Source organism: Thalassotalea euphylliae, assembly GCF_003390395.1.
In the GTDB taxonomy this organism is placed as follows: Bacteria; Pseudomonadota; Gammaproteobacteria; order Enterobacterales; family Alteromonadaceae; genus Thalassotalea_F; species Thalassotalea_F euphylliae_C.
In genome coordinates, this window is the sequence record NZ_QUOV01000001.1 from 1754857 (window position 1) to 1774493 (window position 19637).

At 42.6% G+C, this 19637-nt stretch carries 12 protein-coding genes; 4 read left to right on the plus strand and 8 right to left on the minus strand.

Annotated features, from left to right (window positions below; translation table 11 throughout):
* Positions 1-76: 76 nt before the first annotated feature.
* The 7 genes from DXX92_RS07800 to DXX92_RS07830 form a co-directional block, all read right to left on the minus strand.
* On the minus strand, positions 77-493 hold the full coding sequence (locus DXX92_RS07800) for a phosphate ABC transporter substrate-binding protein (RefSeq protein ID WP_220347638.1): 417 nt from the start codon (positions 491-493) through the stop codon (positions 77-79).
* A gap of 9 nt (positions 494-502) precedes the next feature.
* Positions 503-1639, minus strand: coding sequence for a porin (locus DXX92_RS07805; RefSeq protein WP_115999940.1), 1137 nt, complete (start codon positions 1637-1639; stop codon positions 503-505).
* A gap of 527 nt (positions 1640-2166) precedes the next feature.
* Positions 2167-2586: a substrate-binding domain-containing protein gene (locus DXX92_RS07810; protein WP_245961429.1), complete on the minus strand. Its 420-nt coding sequence runs from the start codon at positions 2584-2586 to the stop codon at positions 2167-2169.
* A gap of 17 nt (positions 2587-2603) precedes the next feature.
* On the minus strand, positions 2604-3740 hold the full coding sequence (locus tag DXX92_RS07815; RefSeq protein WP_115999941.1) for a porin: 1137 nt from the start codon (positions 3738-3740) through the stop codon (positions 2604-2606).
* A 316-nt stretch (positions 3741-4056) separates the two neighbouring features.
* Positions 4057-5574 carry a methyl-accepting chemotaxis protein gene (locus DXX92_RS07820; protein ID WP_181901719.1) on the minus strand — a complete coding sequence of 506 codons (1518 nt, stop codon included), beginning with the start codon at positions 5572-5574 and terminating at the stop codon, positions 4057-4059.
* A 755-nt stretch (positions 5575-6329) separates the two neighbouring features.
* Positions 6330-7463: a porin gene (locus tag DXX92_RS07825; protein ID WP_115999943.1), complete on the minus strand. Its 1134-nt coding sequence runs from the start codon at positions 7461-7463 to the stop codon at positions 6330-6332.
* 455 nt (positions 7464-7918) lie between these two features.
* On the minus strand, positions 7919-10897 hold the full coding sequence (locus tag DXX92_RS07830) for a TonB-dependent receptor domain-containing protein (RefSeq protein ID WP_115999944.1): 2979 nt from the start codon (positions 10895-10897) through the stop codon (positions 7919-7921).
* 454 nt (positions 10898-11351) lie between these two features.
* On the opposite strand from DXX92_RS07830, the gene DXX92_RS07835 reads away from it, so the two are divergent.
* Both DXX92_RS07835 and DXX92_RS07840 read left to right on the plus strand, forming a co-directional pair.
* Complete coding sequence (locus DXX92_RS07835; protein WP_245961430.1) at positions 11352-12449, plus strand: sensor histidine kinase; 1098 nt, start codon at positions 11352-11354, stop codon at positions 12447-12449.
* Positions 12442-13203 (plus strand): LytR/AlgR family response regulator transcription factor, encoded by a 762-nt coding sequence (locus DXX92_RS07840; RefSeq protein WP_115999945.1) that lies wholly within the window; start codon positions 12442-12444, stop codon positions 13201-13203. Before DXX92_RS07835 ends, DXX92_RS07840 begins: the two co-directional genes overlap by 8 nt.
* Before the next feature lie 420 nt (positions 13204-13623).
* Here the strand turns inward: DXX92_RS07840 and DXX92_RS07845 are convergent, their stop codons facing one another.
* On the minus strand, positions 13624-14079 hold the full coding sequence (locus DXX92_RS07845) for a methylglyoxal synthase (RefSeq protein WP_115999946.1): 456 nt from the start codon (positions 14077-14079) through the stop codon (positions 13624-13626).
* A gap of 475 nt (positions 14080-14554) precedes the next feature.
* On the opposite strand from DXX92_RS07845, the gene sbcD reads away from it, so the two are divergent.
* Together sbcD and DXX92_RS07855 are read left to right on the plus strand one after the other, a co-directional pair.
* Positions 14555-15817, plus strand: a complete 1263-nt coding sequence (gene sbcD, locus DXX92_RS07850; RefSeq protein ID WP_115999947.1) for an exonuclease subunit SbcD — start codon at positions 14555-14557, stop codon at positions 15815-15817.
* On the plus strand, positions 15817-19614 hold the full coding sequence (locus tag DXX92_RS07855; RefSeq protein WP_115999948.1) for an SbcC/MukB-like Walker B domain-containing protein: 3798 nt from the start codon (positions 15817-15819) through the stop codon (positions 19612-19614). Before sbcD ends, DXX92_RS07855 begins: the two co-directional genes overlap by 1 nt.
* Positions 19615-19637 lie beyond the last annotated feature (23 nt).

Consider the following 19637-nt stretch of genomic DNA (forward strand, 5'->3'; position numbering starts at 1 on the left):
AAGTCACAATGTACTTCGCTGATTTAGTAGATTTAGCGGAATTCGCTAGTGCATGGAAAATTTGTAATAGATTTCGCTAGAAGCTTTTAAGCACTTTGACTGAGCCATCAACGCTGCTGGCATCAACATAACCAATGGCATTGGGGGTTGAAGCAACAAAGCTGATAATGTCGGCATCTGAAGCAAGCTCTTTAAGCGGCTTGCCTTTGCCCGTGAATAGGCGTTTAGACCAGTAAGCTTTAACTTGTGCGGAAGACTTTTTCAGCACTAGCTTTTCAAATTCGCCACGTGCTTGATTGCCAGCTTTACTATTTACTGCGTTAATGGTTTGGCCATCAGCAAATGTTTTTAATTTGCCAAGGAAAGCACGAGAAATATCGCTTTCCGACAAGTTATTAGCATTGGCAGAATTGACGATAACGGCGACTTCAGCTGAGGCTGCTGTACTCATACTTAACAATAGTGATAACGATAGGGTTTTTAATAACTTCATAATACTTCCTTAAAATACAGTTACTAACGCAGTGCGAATTAAATTACTGTCTTGATTAGATAAATCGTTTTCCAAGCGGCTGTACTCAACTTTTAGTGCGGCTGAACTGTGGAAGTCCCAACGCGCGCCTAATGTGTAATAAGAACTGTCTTGTTCGCGGAATCTAAACACTCGCTCAGTTACCGCAGATAGGCCGTCAAGCTCCGGTGCAATACCAAATGGCAATTGGTTGATAGTATTGTTAACTTCGTTTTCGTCTTGACCGTAAGTTAGATGTACTAACAGGTTGTCGAAACGGTAGCCGCCAGTCACATACAATGACTTTTCATTTTTTAATGGCATGCTGTCGTATTCAACGTGCGTGTATTCACCAATAAACAACCAATTGTTGTAATCGATTTGGATACCAAATTCGGCAAATTTAGTTTCGTCTTCTACCATGGTGACTTCATCGCCAATAAATTCGAACCCTTGGGTTGCACGCCATGCGTTACCGAGCTCAGTGGCACCTTCATCTGGCAGTGAGAAGTCAGTTTGTACATAGGCGCTGCGCAGCGTTAACCAGTCACGTTGCAACGTTAGGCTGACTCCATAGATGTCTTCAAATTCAGATTCAACCATGTGGTCGATGACTTCCACATCGTTTGTCTCTGAACCAAAGAATGCTTGAACGCTGCTGTCAAATTCGCCGAGGGTAAAGTTGTGGTTAACGCTTAGACCGTCAAAGCGAGAAAGTTCAAGATCGTAAACACCTTGTGGAGGCGTGATCCAAGGGTAAGCATAAGAAACGTCTAAGAAGCCTGAGTACATGTAAAGCGGTGCACGTTGACGACCCGCCAAGATACGAGTGTTGTCTGTTAGGTCGTAGCTTAAATATGCCCATTCGAACTCAGTATCCCAGTCGTTTTCACCACGAGAGATAATTTGTACTGTCGCGCCAATACCTTTACCTAAATCTGTTGATGCTTGTAGCGCAAATAAAGAATCTTGCTTAAAGTTAACATCATCGTCGTGACCCCACTGGCTATCACCACTTGAGGCTTTACCAGCGACAATGTTAGCGAATCCGTTAAAGCTTAACTCTGCTTGAGCAGAGGATAGTGGTAGGGCAGCGGTTAACGCTAGCGCGAGCAAAGATCTTTTCATAATTTACCTATTTACTTCTATGCCGCAGTGACTCAACTAAAGTAATCACTTAACTATGAATTCACTTGTGGCAAAACTAAGTGAGTTAGAGAACACAGATTATTTGTCTTCTCTGGAATTTTAAGGAGGTGAATTATACTGAAAGCGCTTTCTAAAAATAGGGCTAAAACGTTCAAATTTTGATTTAAAACAATGAAAATCAATGACTTGTTATGGTGTTGTTAATTTTGTGAGGTGGACTTGTAAAACCTATGTGTCACTTTGTTATAGACTGGTGTCAAAATAGCTAAGGTGGTTAATGTTCATTCTTCTCTTGTTAGAGGAATATTGAAGTTGACGTGAACTTGACGGCTAAATATTTTGCAATTGCTTAATAGTAGGGAGTTTATGGAGCTTCAATTATACAAATGCAATTGCTGCTAAATTGAATTTAATTGAGTATAGAGAATGCTATAAAAAAAGGGCATAAACTTGTGTAGGTTTATGCCCTCGAATTTAAGTAACTCTAACGTTAATTCACTTAGTCGTTAAAATGTTTTAAGTACTTTTACCGAACCGTCAACCGCACTTGCATCAACATAACCAATTGCATTAGGAGTTGAAGCAACTAGCGATAGCACTTGTGCGTCAGCGTCTAATTCTTGAAGTGGTTTGCCTTTACCTGTGAATAAACGCTTAGACCAGTATGCTTTTACTTGTGCAGGCGACTTCTTCAGCACTTTTTTCTCAAATTCTACGCGTGAGTCGCTATTTGCTTTACCGTTAACAGCTTTAATGGCTTGGCCGTCCGAAAAGTTTTTTAGCTTGCCTAAAAATGCGCGTGAGATATCGCTATCTGACATCGTATTTGCATTCGCTGGGTTAACAATTACGGCAACATCAGCAAAACTAGTCGTGCTTACTGAGAGTAACGCCGCGATAGAAAGTGGTTTGATAAACTTCATCATCGTATTAACGTCCTATCTTAGAATACTGTGACAAGTGCAGTGCGCACTAAGCTGGTATCTTGATTTAACAAATCGTTGTCAAAACGCGTGAATTCAACTTTAAATGCGGCAGAGTCATGAAAATCCCAACGAGTGCCTAGTGTATAGTATGAAGAGTCTTCGCGTTGTGCATCAAGTACTTGATTAGTAAAACCTACTAATTGATCGAGCTCAGGAGCAACACCCGATGGCACACCATTGGTAACTGTTGCTGGTGTTTCTTCGTCTTTACCGTAAGTTAGGTGCACTAATACATCATCAAAGCGGTAACCAATCGTCGCGAACATCGACTCTTCATCACCCAGCGGCGTACCTTCGTACGTGTTATCAACATATTCTGCGATAAATAACCAATTGTTGTAGTCAATTTGAATGCCAAATTCTAAGAATTCACCTCTGTCGTCATCTAGAGTTAGGTCAGCAACGACTTGCTCAAAGCCTGCGCTAGTCCATGAGTTGCGCAGTGGATCTAAGATAGGCAGTGAGAAAGATAAGTTAGCGGTAAAGTAACCACCACGTAGGGTCAGCCAGTCGTTGTTAAACGTTAACGCCGCACCGTAAATATTTTCAATTTGTGTATCAGTAACTTCAACACCACTAACTACTAAATCTTCTGAGTTAGAGCCGTAAATAGCGTGAATGCTTGAATCAAACTCGCCTAATGTAAACGAGTGAATTGCGCTAATACCGTCAAAACGCGTGATTTCAAAATCATAAACGCCGTTAGGTGGAGAAATCCAAGGGTATGCGTATGACACGTCTAAGTAATCAGACAGCATGTAGATAGGCGTTCGCTGACGACCAGCAAGAATACGGGTATTGTCGTTGAAGCTGTAGGCTAAGTACGCCCACTCAAAATCAGCTTCCCAATCATCTTCACCACGAGCAATAATTTGGGCGGTCGCAGAAAGACCTTCACCTAGGTCTGAGCTTGCTTGCAGAGCGAATAATGAACCTTGTTTAAAATCAACGTCATCGTCATAACCCCATAGCGTATCGCCGCTTGATGCTTGACCAGCGACAATGTTGGCAAAACCGTTAAAACTAACTTCTGCTTGTGCAGCATTGGCAGATAAAAGGGTGCATAGCACACTGCTTAAAAGTGCTTTTTTCATGAGTACCTTTGTGTTGTATTGCGTTGTAAAAAGTTTGTAAATTGAGTTTTCGAATGTGTCGTTTAACTTGTCGTTAAACGAGTGACTTTTGAAGAGTTAACTTCAGCAGCTTAAAAGAGCTGTGATTTAAAGAAAAACTTTCAAAAAAAATCGCCCCCTGCACCAAAAGTGCAGGGGGCGATTCTCAATTAATATGATTTATATTGCAAGTTAAACTGTAACTGAATTGTTATATACCATTAAAAATTGTTATGTAAATACAATCGGTAGTAGTAATAACGCTAACTTGGTCAAATGGTTACGGTTTAAGTAACAACTAAACGTTGAACTGCTTAGTCACGCCTTCTAACTCGCCGGCTAAATCAGCAAGTTTATCACTTACTTGAGCCACATCGTTTGATACTTGCGTTGCTTCGTCAGCACAACTTTGAATATCTTCAACATGGCTAATCATCAGGCTAGACACTTGATGTTGCTGCTCAGTTGCAGTCGCGATAGCGCCGTTCATATCGTTAATAATGTTAACTTTATCATTGATCGCAATTAAGCTTTCACCTGCTTGGTGGGCAGAATCAACACTAGTATTAACACTTGCACAAGAGCTTTCCATCTTAACAACCGCTTCACCTGCAGCAGATTGCAGCTGTGCCAGCATTTGGTTGATTTCTTCCGTAGATTCTTGCGTACGTGATGCAAGACTTCGAACTTCATCAGCAACTACCGCGAAACCTCGGCCTTGCTCACCAGCACGGGCAGCTTCAATTGCGGCATTAAGTGCTAGTAAGTTAGTTTGCTCGGCAATCCCTTTAATCACATCAAGTACTACGTTTACACGTTCTGTATCTTGTTGCAGCTGATTAATCGTTACCGCTGAGCTTTCAATATCAACAGCGAGTGTTTGAATTTGCTTAACCGTTAACTCAACGACTTTGCGACCATTTTCTGCCTCGTCACTCGCTAATCGAGCAGCTTCAGCAGCGTCGGCAGCATTGTGGCTGATGCTAGCAATGCTTTGGCTCATCTCTTCTACTGATTGGCGAGATTGAACAACACTTTCTGTTTGGCGAGAAAACGTTTGCAATGACTGATCTGACAAACCTTGAATTTGGCTAGACGTTTGCGCGACAGGTGTAGCCGTATCAACTACATCTTTAATAACGGTTTGCAGTTTCTCGATAAAGCTATTAAACCAAAATACTAAATCACCAATTTCATCTTTACTGCTAGTTGATAAACGCACGGTTAGGTCGCCGTTTTCTTTGGCGATATCCTGCATTGATTCAATGATGCTATGTAAGTTGCGGTAAATCGCATTAGCGATGGGGACAGCTACTAAGAAGAGTACAAAAATGGTAATTGCACCAACGATTAAACCCATTGTACTTGTGGTGCTGGCGCTTTTAGCGGCACTATCAAAGGCATTGCTGAAGCGGTCGTAGCGTTCGCTTTGAAACTTCTCTAGTTTGGCGTGAACGGTATCAAGTTGTGCGGTCATTTGCTTTGATATGTCGCCAATTTTTTCAAAATCTGCGCTGCCATCCACTAGCTGGCTTGATAGCTTGTGACCAGTAGTGAAGTAGGCATTAAAGTCGTCAAGAATATTGGTCAGTTCTTGTGCTGATTGAGGGGCAACTCTCTTACCCTCATTGATCCCCGCTCTGAATTCGTCAGCAAGGCTAGCAGCAGTATCAAGTAATTCTTCTTCACCTAAAGTAACCGCGTTACCTAAGTTTTCTGTGATTTTATCTAATTTTACTAGGTTGCGATCTGCACCTTGTAACAGTTGATAATCAACTTTATAGGCTTGCTCCAACTGATCAACAGTATTGTTCATCGACAATATGCTGATTGCTAAATACAGGCAAAATCCAATCATACCCACTAATGGGATAAGTAAGACTTTTGTTCTTATAGAAATTGATTTAATTGAAATCATATTTTTTTGTACTGCCTTGTTATTGTGTTTAATTCTGACAAAAATTGGCTAAGGTTAAATAATAATCAAATAATTAGAGTAATTACGTAACAAAGTGTAGTTAGGCGAACTATCCATGGAATGAAATGGCAAATGCAGTTTAACGTAAGCGCTTACCATCTGTGCTTGATCTACATCATCTATCAAGAACGATATTATACGGATAACATTTCATTGCACGATAAATTTTATAAAATATAATGGCTTGCGTGAATAATGTACATTTCGATTGATTCTTAGCCAGTGCTTATTTGGCAGAGGATACAAGGTATTAACATTAGATTAAAAAAGGTGCATTTTACGGAAAATCGTCCGATGGTTATGCGTTTGTTAATGAGATGTTGTAACAATATTGCTACTTTGTATTTATCTATTTTGACGAAACGATTTCTCGCATATTAGACCTTTGACAAACAAAAGGCTCTTATTGATTGGATTGCAAGATGATGTGATTGACGAAAGGGTATAGCAACAAAGGTTAAAGCCCAATGGTGCAACTAGTTTTAATATAGGGAGTTTATGTAGTGATGAATGAGGCTGTATTGATAAAATGAAACCTAATTGGGAGGCATCATCAACAACACAGCCAATTAATTTGGCGGATTAAGCCGATATTAGAATACTGTTACTAGTGCAGTGCGCACTAAGTTAGTGTCTTCGTTGGTCAAGTCACTTTCTAAACGGCTGTATTCAACTTTAAATGCTGCTGACTCGTGGAAGTCCCAACGTGCCCCTAAACTGTAGGTTTTTGAATCTTCAGTACGTGCATTAAATACACGAGCCGTTGCAGTAGATAGCTGGTCAAGTTGCGCGTTAATACCGTAAGGTAACTCGTTAACCGTTGGGTTGGCATCATTCTTATCTCGACCGTAAGTGGCGTGCACCAGCACATCGTCAAAACGGTAACCTACAGTCACGTATAAAGACTCTTCGCTGTCAGATGCTGACTCTTCAAAGTCAGAGTAGGTGTATTCACTGATAACAAGCCAGTTGTTGTAGTCAATTTGTAAGCCAGCTTCAAAGAACTGCGCTTGGTCTTCTTCAAGCATTAATTCGGTACCAACGTACTCAAAGCCTGGTACTTGGTTCCACGCTTCAACAATTGCAGTGCCAATCGGATGAGGCATAGAAATGTCAGTTGAAATATAAGCGGCACGCAATGTTAACCAATCGCGGTTAAACGTCGCATTAAAGCCGTGAATATTATCAAAAGTTGAGTAAATGTCGCTGTCTAAGATGTGCACATCTCGGCTTTCTGAACCATAAATTGCTTGTACATTGGTATCGAATTCGCCAAGGTTGAATGAGTGGCTGATACTCGCACCGTCAAAAGAAGTAAACTGCAAGCTGTATACGCCTTCTGGTGGTGTAATCCAAGGGTAAGCGTAAGACACATCAAGGTAACCAGAGTAGATATATAAGTTGGCACGTTGACGGCCAAGAATTACTCGGGTTTCCTCACTGATATCATAAGCTAAGTAAGCCCACTCAAAATCAGTCTCCCAATCTTCTTCACCGCGAGAGATTAATTGCACTGTAGCACTAAGGCCTTCGCCCAAGTCAGCTGTCGCTTGCAAACCAAATAATGAGTCTTGTTTAAAATCAACATCGTCATCGTAGCCCCATTGTTCGTCGCCACTTGATGCTTTACCTGCGACAACATTGGCAAAACCGTTGAAGTTTAATTCTGCGTGAGCGGAAAGTGGAAGTGCTGCTGCTAGAGCGAGCGTAACAAGCGTCTTTTTCATGTACTACCTTACTGCTTATCTTGTTGTTTATTGAAAATGCAAAATGATGCTTGAGCTTGAGTTGATGGCTGCGTATAAACGGGTATGCATCTGCGCGATAAACTGGTGACTTGTTACGTTTTATAATTTTTGTGAATGAACTAGCTCAGAATATGCTATGCGCTCAAAGCGGGACGAATTCTAATCGAATTAAGATATGGCGATGTAATAAAATGTAACCGCTAGGTTACGGTTTTGTAACTTCGTAGAAAGTGTGATTAACAATACGCGTATTCGTAATACTGAAGTTTTTCAATAAGCCTAAAACGCAAAGTAAGGCCAGCTAACTAAGTTTGTGACAATAGAGTTAGTGACAATAAAAATGCCAGTGAATTAGAGTTGAATACTAACTCACCGGCATTTGCCATCAGGCATTACTTCCAAGTTTTCTTTTTGCTAATGGTTTAGCAAGTGTCTTAGAAAGTAAACTTTACCCCCGCTTTGTAAATACGGCCCAGTGCACTGTATGTACTTGGGAAAGTGTTACCTGAGTTGAAGGTTGTAGAACCTGCTTCGCCGCCAACAACGGGTGGATCTTCATCCGTTACGTTATCAACACCTAAGGTTAACTTGATGTGCTCGCTGATGTGGTAGCTAGCAAATAGGTCAATGTAGTCATAAGCATCAATTGATCTGAATGCTTCAAATGAACCTGCTGCTTGTGCTGGCTCCATATCGATACCACTTAAGTGACGCCACAACATTGAAACAGTGAAGTCTTCCATATCCCAAGTAATACGTTGGTTCCAAGTTGTTTCAGGCGTTGGCGAACAGTTATTACCGTATGCACCTAAACAATCAATCACAGGTAGTACTTCCGAAGACTGGCGTTCATTCGCGATATAATGGTTAATATCGGTGTTAAAACGCAATTCACCCCAATCTTCAAGACCGATAGCGAAGTTAATACCTACTTCCACACCTTCGGCTAATCGATAGCTTAAGTTGGTGGTAAAGGTCTGAATGCCAGAGCCTGCAATGGTCAAGTCACCACCAATGCGAACGATTTTTGCACATTCACTGGCGATGCCAAATTGATAACAAGCATCTAAGGTTTGCTGTGCAGTAAATTCACCAATACTGTTGTCGACTTCAATGTCGTAGTAGTCAACAGAAACCTCTAGATCCCAAAGCTCTTCATTGGTGTAGACAAAGCCTGCCGTGAAGGTTTCAGCTTCTTCAGCATCTGGTAGTTGGCTTGGGTTAGTCCCTTGGAAAGCATTAACTTGTCCAGAGATAACATCTTGAACGCGACCTACTTGCGCGTCTGTCATACCTGTTGAAATACAAAGCTGACGCAATGTACTGTCAATGTTCGCGGCATTAGCAACCGAGCAGGGATCGATTAACGCATTGTCTAAACCCGTTACTGATGGCGATGCAATTTCACCCACGTTTGGTGCACGTGTCGCTTCTTGCTGCATCACACGAACTAGTAAGCTATCAACCGGACGCCAGCTAAAACCTAGTTTCCACGTTTCATTGCTACCTACTGAGTCGTAGTCTGCTGTACGGAATGCAAACTCCATTTCAAGTGATTCAGCAAAACTTTCACCTTCAACAATAGGTAACACACCTTCAACGAAGAATTCTTCAACTTTGAAACCACCAGCAATCGGTAGGGTGTTACCACCAGCACCACCTAAACAGCTAGTAGGTGCTTCTTTTAAACACTCATCTGGAATAGTTTCACCAGTTTCACGGCGATGCTCATAACCAAAGCTAAGTGATAGTGGCGCGCCAGCCCATGGCAATTCAATCGCATCAACAGGGCCATTAACACTCGCATTGAACACTTCTTGTGAATATTCTTGCTTAATCAGTGCCGTTGCTGATGAGTAGGCTGCCATTGCTGGCGTAATAGTGCCAAAACCACCGAACAAGTCGATAGGTACACACGTTGAGTCACCGTTATTACAAGTGACGCCGTCTGTGCTATCTAACGCATTTTGTATGTTGCTTACATTCGTGTAGCCTGCACTAATATTGGTTCGGTTAGACTCACCGTATTGGAAAGATACATTGTATTCCCAATCTTCATACAATACCCCTTCGATACCTGCAACTAATTGGAATAGTTGAGTTTCAAAGTTAGTGGTACGAGGGCCTAGCTCTAAAGTACGGCGGCGAAGTTGTACTAACAAATAATCTTCTTGGTCAACAACCCCGTTGCCATTTACATCTTGCCAGTTTTGTACACCATCATTCAGTAAGCCGTTGGCAAGCGCCTGGTTACCTGCATCAATGATCCATTGGCGCGCTTGATCGCCAATAAATGGGTTAGCAATTGGTAGATTAAAGGTTGAACCAAATGTACCTGATGGTGCAACTTGCTGCCTTACTTGTGTATTGGTAAAGGTCGCTGTGGTGTAAACAGTGTGCTCTTCCGCTATATCATAGTGGGCAATAGCTGTTGCACCGTAGCGCTCTTGCGGGGTTTGATAGAAGTTAAACGGGTTGAAGTTAAAGCGGCTACAATCATCACCTAGCGTTCTATCTTCTCTAAATTGGCCTGCAGCATCTGCACCACCACCAACGATGGCAAAACGCGTAGGAATAGAGGTTGTAGAACCACCGCCACTTTCAAAGGTAGTTACATTCGGGCCGCCACAATTATCTAACGGTGGAACTGGGCCTTCACCATCTAAAAAGGATTGGTAGCCACCGCCAGATGCGGTTGCAATACCTAGTAAACCGAGTGGACGATCACCGAGCATTACAGGCTTTCGATCAGTCCAGTTCATAGAAAGTGCAACGTTACCGCGACCATCACTCAGCGAAGAACCAAGGGTTAGTGCAATACTGTCGGTATCGCCATCGCTATCACCTGTTTCAGAATGGTTAATAAGTAGCTCTACACCTTCAAAATTATTCTTCATCACGAAGTTAACGGCACCTGCAATAGCATCAGAACCGTAAACCGCTGACGCACCACCAGTGACTACGTCAACACTTTCAATCAGTGATACAGGCACTGATGCGGTATCAACAATACCGTTAAAGTTAAACGGTATCATTCGGCGACCGTTCATCAACACCAAAGTACGCTCGGTACCAAGAGCCCTTAAATTGACCGTTGCAGCACCAGCTGTACCGTTGTTTACACTGCCGCCATCGCCTGGAATTGTTGCTGGCAAGTTGCGCAGAACTTCTTCTATTTGTGGGGTTTGTATCATCTCAATTTCTTGAGCTCCAACAGATACGATAGGACTAGCAGATACCGCACCTGGTCGCCTAATTCGGCTACCAGTCACGGCAATTCGTTCGATCTCTTCTTCAGCATTTTGTTCAGCTTGTTGGGCAAAAGTGGTTTGCGGAAGGAGGAGAGCGCTTGAGGTTGCACCAAACATCAGCGCAAAGCGAACTGACTTCGCTACGCTTGTTTTTGTAAACATAATATTCTCCCTGATTTTTTATAATCGTTGTCGAGACGCACGTTTAGCAGCACCACTTACGAAGCTAGTAGTACGAATGAACAGAGCCACGTTACTCCTGTCGCAAAGCACAGACATTAGCCAATCCATCAGTGGCGCAAATAAAGTGATTATTGGCCTCATAGCTGATTTAAACGGTAGCTGGATTTAAATAGGCGAAAATTATTTGCTTTCTGAAAGGTAGTAACCACATGATTTTTAATGTAGTTTTAAGATGGGTGTTGGGAAATTTACAGGTGCGCGGATGGTAAAGTTGCAAAAAGTGACAGCGTCATTTAAGCCTTAGTGTGAGAACTATTTGAATAAAGCATGTAATTAACTGTTTAACTAACTGTTTAGCTAACTAATAGGCGCATGAGATACAAAAATCAGGCGAGCGTTAATGACGAAGGAAGAACCATCCGCGTTATAGATTATGTTTAAAACCTTTATCGACAACTTACCATCTAAATACTTTTGGCTAGCTAATGCCTTGTTTTGGTTGTTATTAAATTCAATGGCGGCAACCAATAGCTACCGTATGAGTCTACACTTTAACAGGCCAGTAGAGTGGTTCGAAGTGTGGTTAGAGTATTTACCATGGTGGGGAAATTGGGCGCTATTAGCGCCGTTAATTATCGCCAGCACGCAAATGATTTCGTTTGATGTAGAACGCTTGGTAACCTTTGTTGGCAAAACCTGTGCAGTGATGCTGCTGTTTTTCACTTTATATTGGGGCTTAACCATTGTTGAAGTTTCGCTAATTAATAATGGATACATTAACCCAACAGTGCTTGCCGAGGCATTTTCGCAACTCCTACTAAGTCCTTTGCATATGGACTTTCTCGTTTATTTAGCGGTGTTGTGCTCAGGCTATTCATATACTTATTACAAACACTCACGAATTCAAGCGCGCCGTAATCAAGAGCTCAGTGAGCAGTTGTTGCAAGTGGAGTTGCAGTCACTGAAGTCTCAACTTAATCCACACTTCTTATTTAATACCTTGAACACGATTGCTAGTTTGATCCGACTAGATAACAAAAATAACGCCATCAAAGCCTTGAGTGAACTCAGCTTTATGCTGAGAAAAGTATTAGAAAATCAGCGGCATCAACTGATTTCGCTCGAGCAAGAAGTCGAGTTTATTCAAAGCTACTTAACCATTCAGCAAATGCGTTTTGCCCATAAGCTGAAAACATCGGTTGATGTTGATGATCAATGCTTGCCACTCGATGTGCCTTTTATGCTGTTGCAACCCTTAGTTGAAAATGCTGTTCAGCATGGCTCTCAGTTAGAAAGCGATCAAAATGAACTAAAATTGTCTGTGTATTGCCAAGATGAATACTTACACGTCAAACTGATTAATAAAATTCCAGAAAAAGACGAACACAAAGGCTTTGGCATTGGCCTGAGTAATTGTCGAAAGCGCTTGGAAAAGCTCTACCATTTGGATTTTCAGCTGAGCCTGACGCCGATGGAAAATGGTTATTTTGAAACTTATCTTTGTATGCCGATTGGAGTATTGGATGCTTAATATTTTGGTTGCTGACGATGAACCGTTAGCACGCGAAACAATAAAATTGTTACTGGCGAATCAAACCGACGTTGGACACGTCTACGAAGCGCAAGATGGAAATCAGGTACTGGATGTATTTAGTGAGCATCACCCAGATATAGTGTTTCTTGATATTCAAATGCCGGGAAAAACGGGCATTGAGCTAGCCGAGCAGCTGCCTAATGATACTGTGATTATTTTTGCTACCGCCTACGATCAGTTTGCGATTACGGCATTTGAGCTAAATGCTATTGGTTACTTGTTAAAGCCATTTGATGATGACAAATTCTATGCAGCATTCGATCGCGCTCGCCAACAAGTCGCGAGTAAGTCGCCGACGAACTTCAAAAAAGTTGGGCAACTTATTCAGCATATGGTTGACGAGCAAGACCGAGCCTATAAAACGCGTTTAGTGGTGAAAGATCCCGGCCGTATTCGACTTGTCGATGTTGATCAAATTAACTTTATTGCAGGAGCTGGTAATTATGCCGAAGTTCATTTGTTTGATGACAAGCCTGTGCTGCACCGAGAAACACTAACTAGTTTAGAGAAGCAACTCGACCCGAATGTGTTTGTTCGTATTCATCGTTCAACTATTGTTAGGCGCTCGAGTGTTATTGAGCTTAGACCTAATGAAAATGGCGATTATAGCGTGATTTTAAAATCGGGAGAGCAGTTAACGCTTTCGCGTAGAAACAAAGGTAAACTAGAAGCATTGATTGGTGAACAGTAGTCAATTGGTTCAAAGGTGCAAAAGCGAGAAGTTTAGTTTTTAAATGTTGATTAAAAAGCGCTGAACTGTAAAAAGCATACCTACAAACTAGGGATAAAAAAGAAGGGGGCAAAACTTCACCCCCTGTAAAGTCATCATCGTGTTTAAAATTGACAGATCATAAACACAAAACTACATGCCTCAATGTCATCGAAAATATGTATCCAGAGAGTAGTTGAATCTCATATTTCTCTTTGACGCTGTCAGTATGGCAAAGAGCTATCCTTATCAACAACGGCGTTGGGATAAACTGATTGAAATTTGGGACAAGTGGCAGACATGGATGGAAAACAGGCCTGAAAGATTGGTATTAATGTCTTTTAATATCACCAAAATTAGGTATTTTTATAAGTAGAACAACGACTTGTTTAGAGTTGTACCTTATGTTCTGCTTGATATATAACGTTGATAATCAGGAACTTTTCGTGCAAACACTTGGCCAAATAAGCTAGAGGTAATGAGTAAGTCCGCACTGGCAATATTACAGGCCACCGGAATATTCCAAACTGCGGCAAGTCGCAATAAGGCTTTAACGTCAGGGTCATGTGGCTGCGCTTCTAGCGGATCCCAAAAGAAAATTAACACGTCAATCTTTTGCTCTGTGATCAGTGCGCCAATTTGCTGATCGCCGCCAAGCGGGCCGCTGATGAGCTGGCTCACACTCAGGCCAGTTTGTTTAGCGATGAGTGCGCCTGTCGTACCTGTTGCGTATAGCTGGTGATTTTTTAACTGTTCAATGTGAGTGTTGGACCACTCAATTAAACTGGCTTTCATGTTGTCGTGAGCTACCAGCGCCACGGATTTTTGTGCGTTAGATTGGATCGTTTTGTATTCCATCGTTTTATTTTCCCTAATGAGTTCTTTAATAAGCCAACTGCGATGTGATTTTTTAGCTGTAACACTTGTTTTAGCGCACTCATGAGCAGAAAGCAGTTATAAAATATTTCATCAAAGGTTTTAGGGCGTGTTGATCTTTCAGGGTTGTTTTTGCAGCAGTCTGTTTGGGTTTTATACAAGGCGGTACTTGTGTAATGTAGTCATTCTCCATAAATAAGTGCCAACACAGTAGAAAATTCAAACAGACGCTGCCCTGCGGGTTCATCTAAACGCTTCCTGCTCATTGTTGCTCGCTTTTTACATAGAACGACTATGCGACAAAGCGAGCGCCGCGATCAGAAAGCGTTTAGATTGAACAAAATTCAATCTCGAAAGGTCAACACGCCCTAGTTAGCATCTAAAAATAGCGCTATCTAAAATTCACTATTCGGGTAAAATTGTGGGCTTTCGAAAATAAAAAAAATCTCCGCTTTTGATGAAAATCCTTCACACTTCTGACTGGCATTTGGGTCAACACTTTTATGGCAAAAGCCGCGCGAATGAACACCTGCAATTTCTCAATTGGTTGCTTGAACAGGTTACTGAGCACAGCGTTGATGCCATCATTTTAGCAGGTGATATTTTTGATACCAGCACACCGCCAAGCTATGCTCGTGAGCTGTATTTTAACTTTATTGATAAGTTGAATACATTAGGCTGTCAGTTGATTGCGCTAGCAGGCAACCATGATTCTGTTGCCATGTTAAATGAGTCGAAACAATTGCTAGCAGCACTGAATACGCAAGTGATCACAACGGCATCAGCCGACAGTGACGAGCAGTTAGTCACGATTAAAAATGCCAGTGGCAAGGCGCTAGGCGTTGTGTGCGCAATCCCTTTTTTACGTCCTCGTGATTTAGTGACAAGTCGAGCGGGGCAAAGCGCAACAGACAAGCAATTGCAACTGCAAGTAGCAATTACCGAGCATTATCAAACACTTTATGAATCGGCGAATGCATACCAACTGCCCGTGATCATGACAGGCCATCTCACTACAGTGGGCAGCAAAACGTCTGATTCTGTTCGTGAGATATACATAGGCACCTTAGAAGCTTTCCCGGCAAACGCATTCCCACAAGCCGACTATATTGCACTTGGTCATATTCATCGCCCGCAAAAGGTTGCTGGTAATGACACGATTCGCTATTCAGGTTCACCTATACCGCTCAGTTTTGATGAAGCATCGCATGATAAAACGGTTAATTTAGTAAGTGTTAATGACCAATCAACGGTTGAAGTCGAAGCACTGACAATTCCTCGCTTTCAGCCGATGGCAATGCTAAAAACCAGTGTTGACGAGCTGGCGACAAGCATTGAACAGCTAGCGCAAGAGTATTGTGAGCAAATCACAACCGATTTACCTCTATGGTTAGATATTGAAATTAGCGCACAAGGCTACTTGGCTGATCTGTCTGGGCGTGTGCAAGAATTAGTGAAAGATCTACCGATAGAAGTGTTGCTCATTCGTCGTAGCAAACAAGAGCGTCAGCAAATACTCGCAGAGCAGCGCACAGTCACGTTAGAAGAACTTTCTGTGAGCGATGTTTTTACCGCTCGCCTAGCACAAGAAGAGTGGCAAACAGATGAGCAAGAGAACCAAAAAGAACGGCTAACAGAACTCTTTAAGCAAGTGCATCAACAAGTGCTAGATGAAACTAATGCCAAGCATGTCGAATCGAATACGGGAGGCAAAGCCTAATGCGTATTTTGTCACTGCGATTTGAGAACTTGAACTCGTTAAAAGGGCATTGGTTTATCGACTTTAGCAAAGAGCCCTTTGCTGGCAATGGGCTATTTGCGATCACTGGGCCAACAGGTGCAGGTAAAACCACTATTTTAGATGCGATTTGTTTAGCGCTTTACCATCAAACCCCAAGGTTAACTATTTCTGATAAAAATAATCAATTGATGACTCGCCACACCGCTTCTTGTTTGGCAGAAGTTGAATTTGAGGTGAAAGGGCAGGGCTATCGTGCATTTTGGAGCCAGCGTCGCGCTAAAAATGCCGCAGACGGCAAATTACAACCTGCTAAGGCTGAACTAGCCACACTATCGGGCGAAATCCTTGCTGAAAAGCTGCAAGCAGTGAGGCAGAAAATTGCCCAGTTAACTGGTTTAGACTTTGGCCGCTTCACCAAATCGATGATGTTGTCGCAGGGGCAGTTTGCAGCCTTTTTAAATGCTTCTGCTAATGACCGAGCTGAGCTACTTGAAGAGCTGACCGGCACTGATATTTATGGCGATATTTCTAAAACGGTTTTCCAAGAAGCAAAAGCAAGTGAACAAGCATTAGCACTACTAAAAGCTAAACTCGATGGCGTTGAGTTACTGAGTGATGAACAAGCGAAGAGCTTACAAGCTGAATTGCAATCGTTAAACACTGTTGAGAAAGAGCAAACAAAGCGTGTTGCTAAGCTACAAAAAGATATTCAAATTCGCCAGCAACGCACGACATTACAAGACAAGCAAAAACAATTAGATGCCAGCCAAGCCGAGCTTGCAGCGCAAAAAAAACAACACGCAGATGAACTAACAGCCTTGGCCGCTGCAAAGCCCGCGATTGCCATTCAAGACAGGTACCATACAAAACAGCAGTTGGTTGAGCAATCACTGCATAGCCAACAGCAACTCACGGCGAGTGAATCGAACCTTGCTCAAACTGAGCAGCAGCTTGCTGAGCAAACAGCATTGCGTGCAAGCGCTCAAGACAAGTTAACTGAGCGACAAAAAAAATTAAAACAGCGTGTCGCAAGGTTAAATGAGCAAATTTTGCCAACGTTGCAAAACCAGCAGCATATGGTTGAGCAACAAAGTGACAAGCAAAGTGCTATAAAAGAAAAAAAATCCAGCTTAGCTAAAGTTGAAGTTTTAATAACAGATAAAAAAGCCGAATTTGACGTATTAACGGCTGAGCACAACAACATTCAGGCTTACTTAACCGAGCACCTGTATGTTAAGCAACTACCGAGTTATCTTGGCCGTTGGCAAAGCGACTTCAATCGTTTGCAAACGATTGAAGTAGAAAAGCAAAATACCGAGCAAACCATACAAGAGCTCAGTGCTCAGCAAGCTGAGGCTGAAAAAGCAGATCAGCAACTTAGCCAAACACTGGAAAACTTGGCCAAAGAGAAAGCGGCATTTCAAGTATCGCTACAAGCGCTAAGCCAGCAAAGAGCAGAAACCTTAGCGGGTATTAGTTTACCCGTTTTAGCTGAGCAGCCAGCTTTACCCCTGACGGAGGCAAGTTTACAGGGATTTATTCAACAATTGCAGCAGCACCAGCAAGGGCTTAATCAACTTAAATTAATCGCGCAACAATTCGCCAATTCCAATCAGAGCCTGCACGACAAACAGCAAACAAATGCTGAACTTAATCAAACCATTAGCCAGCAAGAGTCTTCATTAACTGCTAAACGTGAAGAGTTCAAGGCGGCTAAGCACACCTTAGATTTGTTAGAAAAAGTAGTTGCTCAACAGCAAACGATTAAGCAGTTATCGGATCACCGTGCTGAGCTTCAACCAGGGCAAGCTTGCCCATTGTGCGGTGCTACTGAGCACCCGGCAATTGCAGAGTACCAAGCGTTAACCAGCTCGGCAGAGGAACAACAGCTATCAGGTCAAAAAAACCTAGTTGAACAACTAAAACAGCAAGGCATTGAACTTAAAGAGCAACTTCATCACCAGCAACGTACGTTAAGCCAAGAGCAAAGCCAAATAACGGCTTTACAGCAAGAATGTCATCAACTCACCGAGCAATGGCTGCATATTGTTCAACAGCTTGATGCCAATATTCCAAGTGCCGTTAACCAAGCGCATAATGCCGTAAATAGTTCGCCTAACGGCTCTGCTAGTAACTCAGTTAATGAGTCAGCCAGTGTATGTTCGGTTGCACAAATTGATGGTGAGCTTGAAAGTGTTCAACAACAACTGTCGCAAACCATGAATTGCCAATCAGCGTTAGTCTCTTTGACAGAGCAAGAGAATAACTTGCAGAAGCAGCTAGTCGATATTGACCAAAGTATTGCTCAGTTAAATCAAAGTGAGGCGGTTAACCGTCAGCAAGCCAGTCATCGAGTGGCTGAGCAGCAAAAGCTTAGCGAGCAGTTATCAGCGGTTGGCGCAGAGGCTGGCCAATTGTGGCAAGGCATCTCGGAACAAGTTTCACAGCTTGAATTGCCAATGCCGCGTGCAAGCGAGTTTAGCCAGTGGTTACTGCAACTAGAGCAGCAAATACAGGATTATCAAACGCAACTCACCGCTGCTGAGCAAGTTCAACTCAGTATTCAAGCGTTAGAAAAATCCTTAATTGGCTACCAGCAACAACAACTTGCTGAGCAGCAACAAGTCACAGTACTTATCGAAGAAGGCAAAGGGATTGATAGTCAGTTGCAAGCATTAGCACAACAACTGCAACACTTGCTTGGCGAATCAACCCTTGAACAAGAGCAACAGCATATTGCGACGGAAGAGTCAGCCATCGCGGATGAACAGCAGCAGATTGAAAAAGCCTACAACGAGGCGGCCAATGCTCATCAACACGCACAAGGGCAGCACACATCATTAGCGAAGCAAGCGCAAAGCTTGAGCGAGCAAGTTAATCTTGCTACTGCGAAATGGCAGGAAGTGCTATTGGCGAGCGAATTTAGTGATGAAACGGCTTTTATCAATGCCAATATGCCAGCAGAGGAATTTACCCGCTTAACGGCGTTGGCAGATGAACTAAACGTTAAAGAGCAGCAACAGAGTGCACTTGCACAGGAATATCAATCGCAATTGGCTAGCCTGCCTGTTGAAGCTGATAGCAATATTTCATTGTCAGAGATGACAGAAAAGCTAGTGAAAGATGAAACTGAACTCAAGGCATTGCAAACGAAGTTGGCGCAGCTTGATTTTGAACTACAGCAAGATAAAAAGCGCCGTGATGAGCAGCAAAGCTTAATGGCAGATATTGCGCAGCAGCAGATTGCACTTAACGATATAAGTCACCTAAACGGTCTGATTGGCTCGGCAGACGGCGCTAAATTTAGGCGCTTTGCTCAAAGCTTAACCCTTGAGTACTTGGTTCATTTGGCGAATAAGCAATTGATGCGTTTACATGGCCGATACCAGCTAACGCGACAAACAAATGAGTCGCTTGCACTCGAGGTGGTTGACACTTGGCAAGCAGACTTAACCCGCGATACGAAAACTCTTTCAGGTGGCGAGAGTTTCTTGGTGTCACTTGCACTGGCGCTGGCGTTGTCTGATTTAGTGAGCGCAAAAACGCAAATCGATTCGCTGTTTTTAGATGAAGGCTTCGGCACACTTGATAATGATACGCTGGAAGTGGCTTTAGACGCGCTCGATAATCTAAACGCGGCCGGCAAAATGATTGGTGTCATCAGTCATATTGATACGTTAAAAGAACGTATCGCCACACAAATCAAAGTGGAAAAAATAAGCGGTTTAGGGGTCAGTAAACTGGCATCTCAGTTTGTTTATTCGCCTAACCAATAACAGAACAACGCGAACACCAAAAT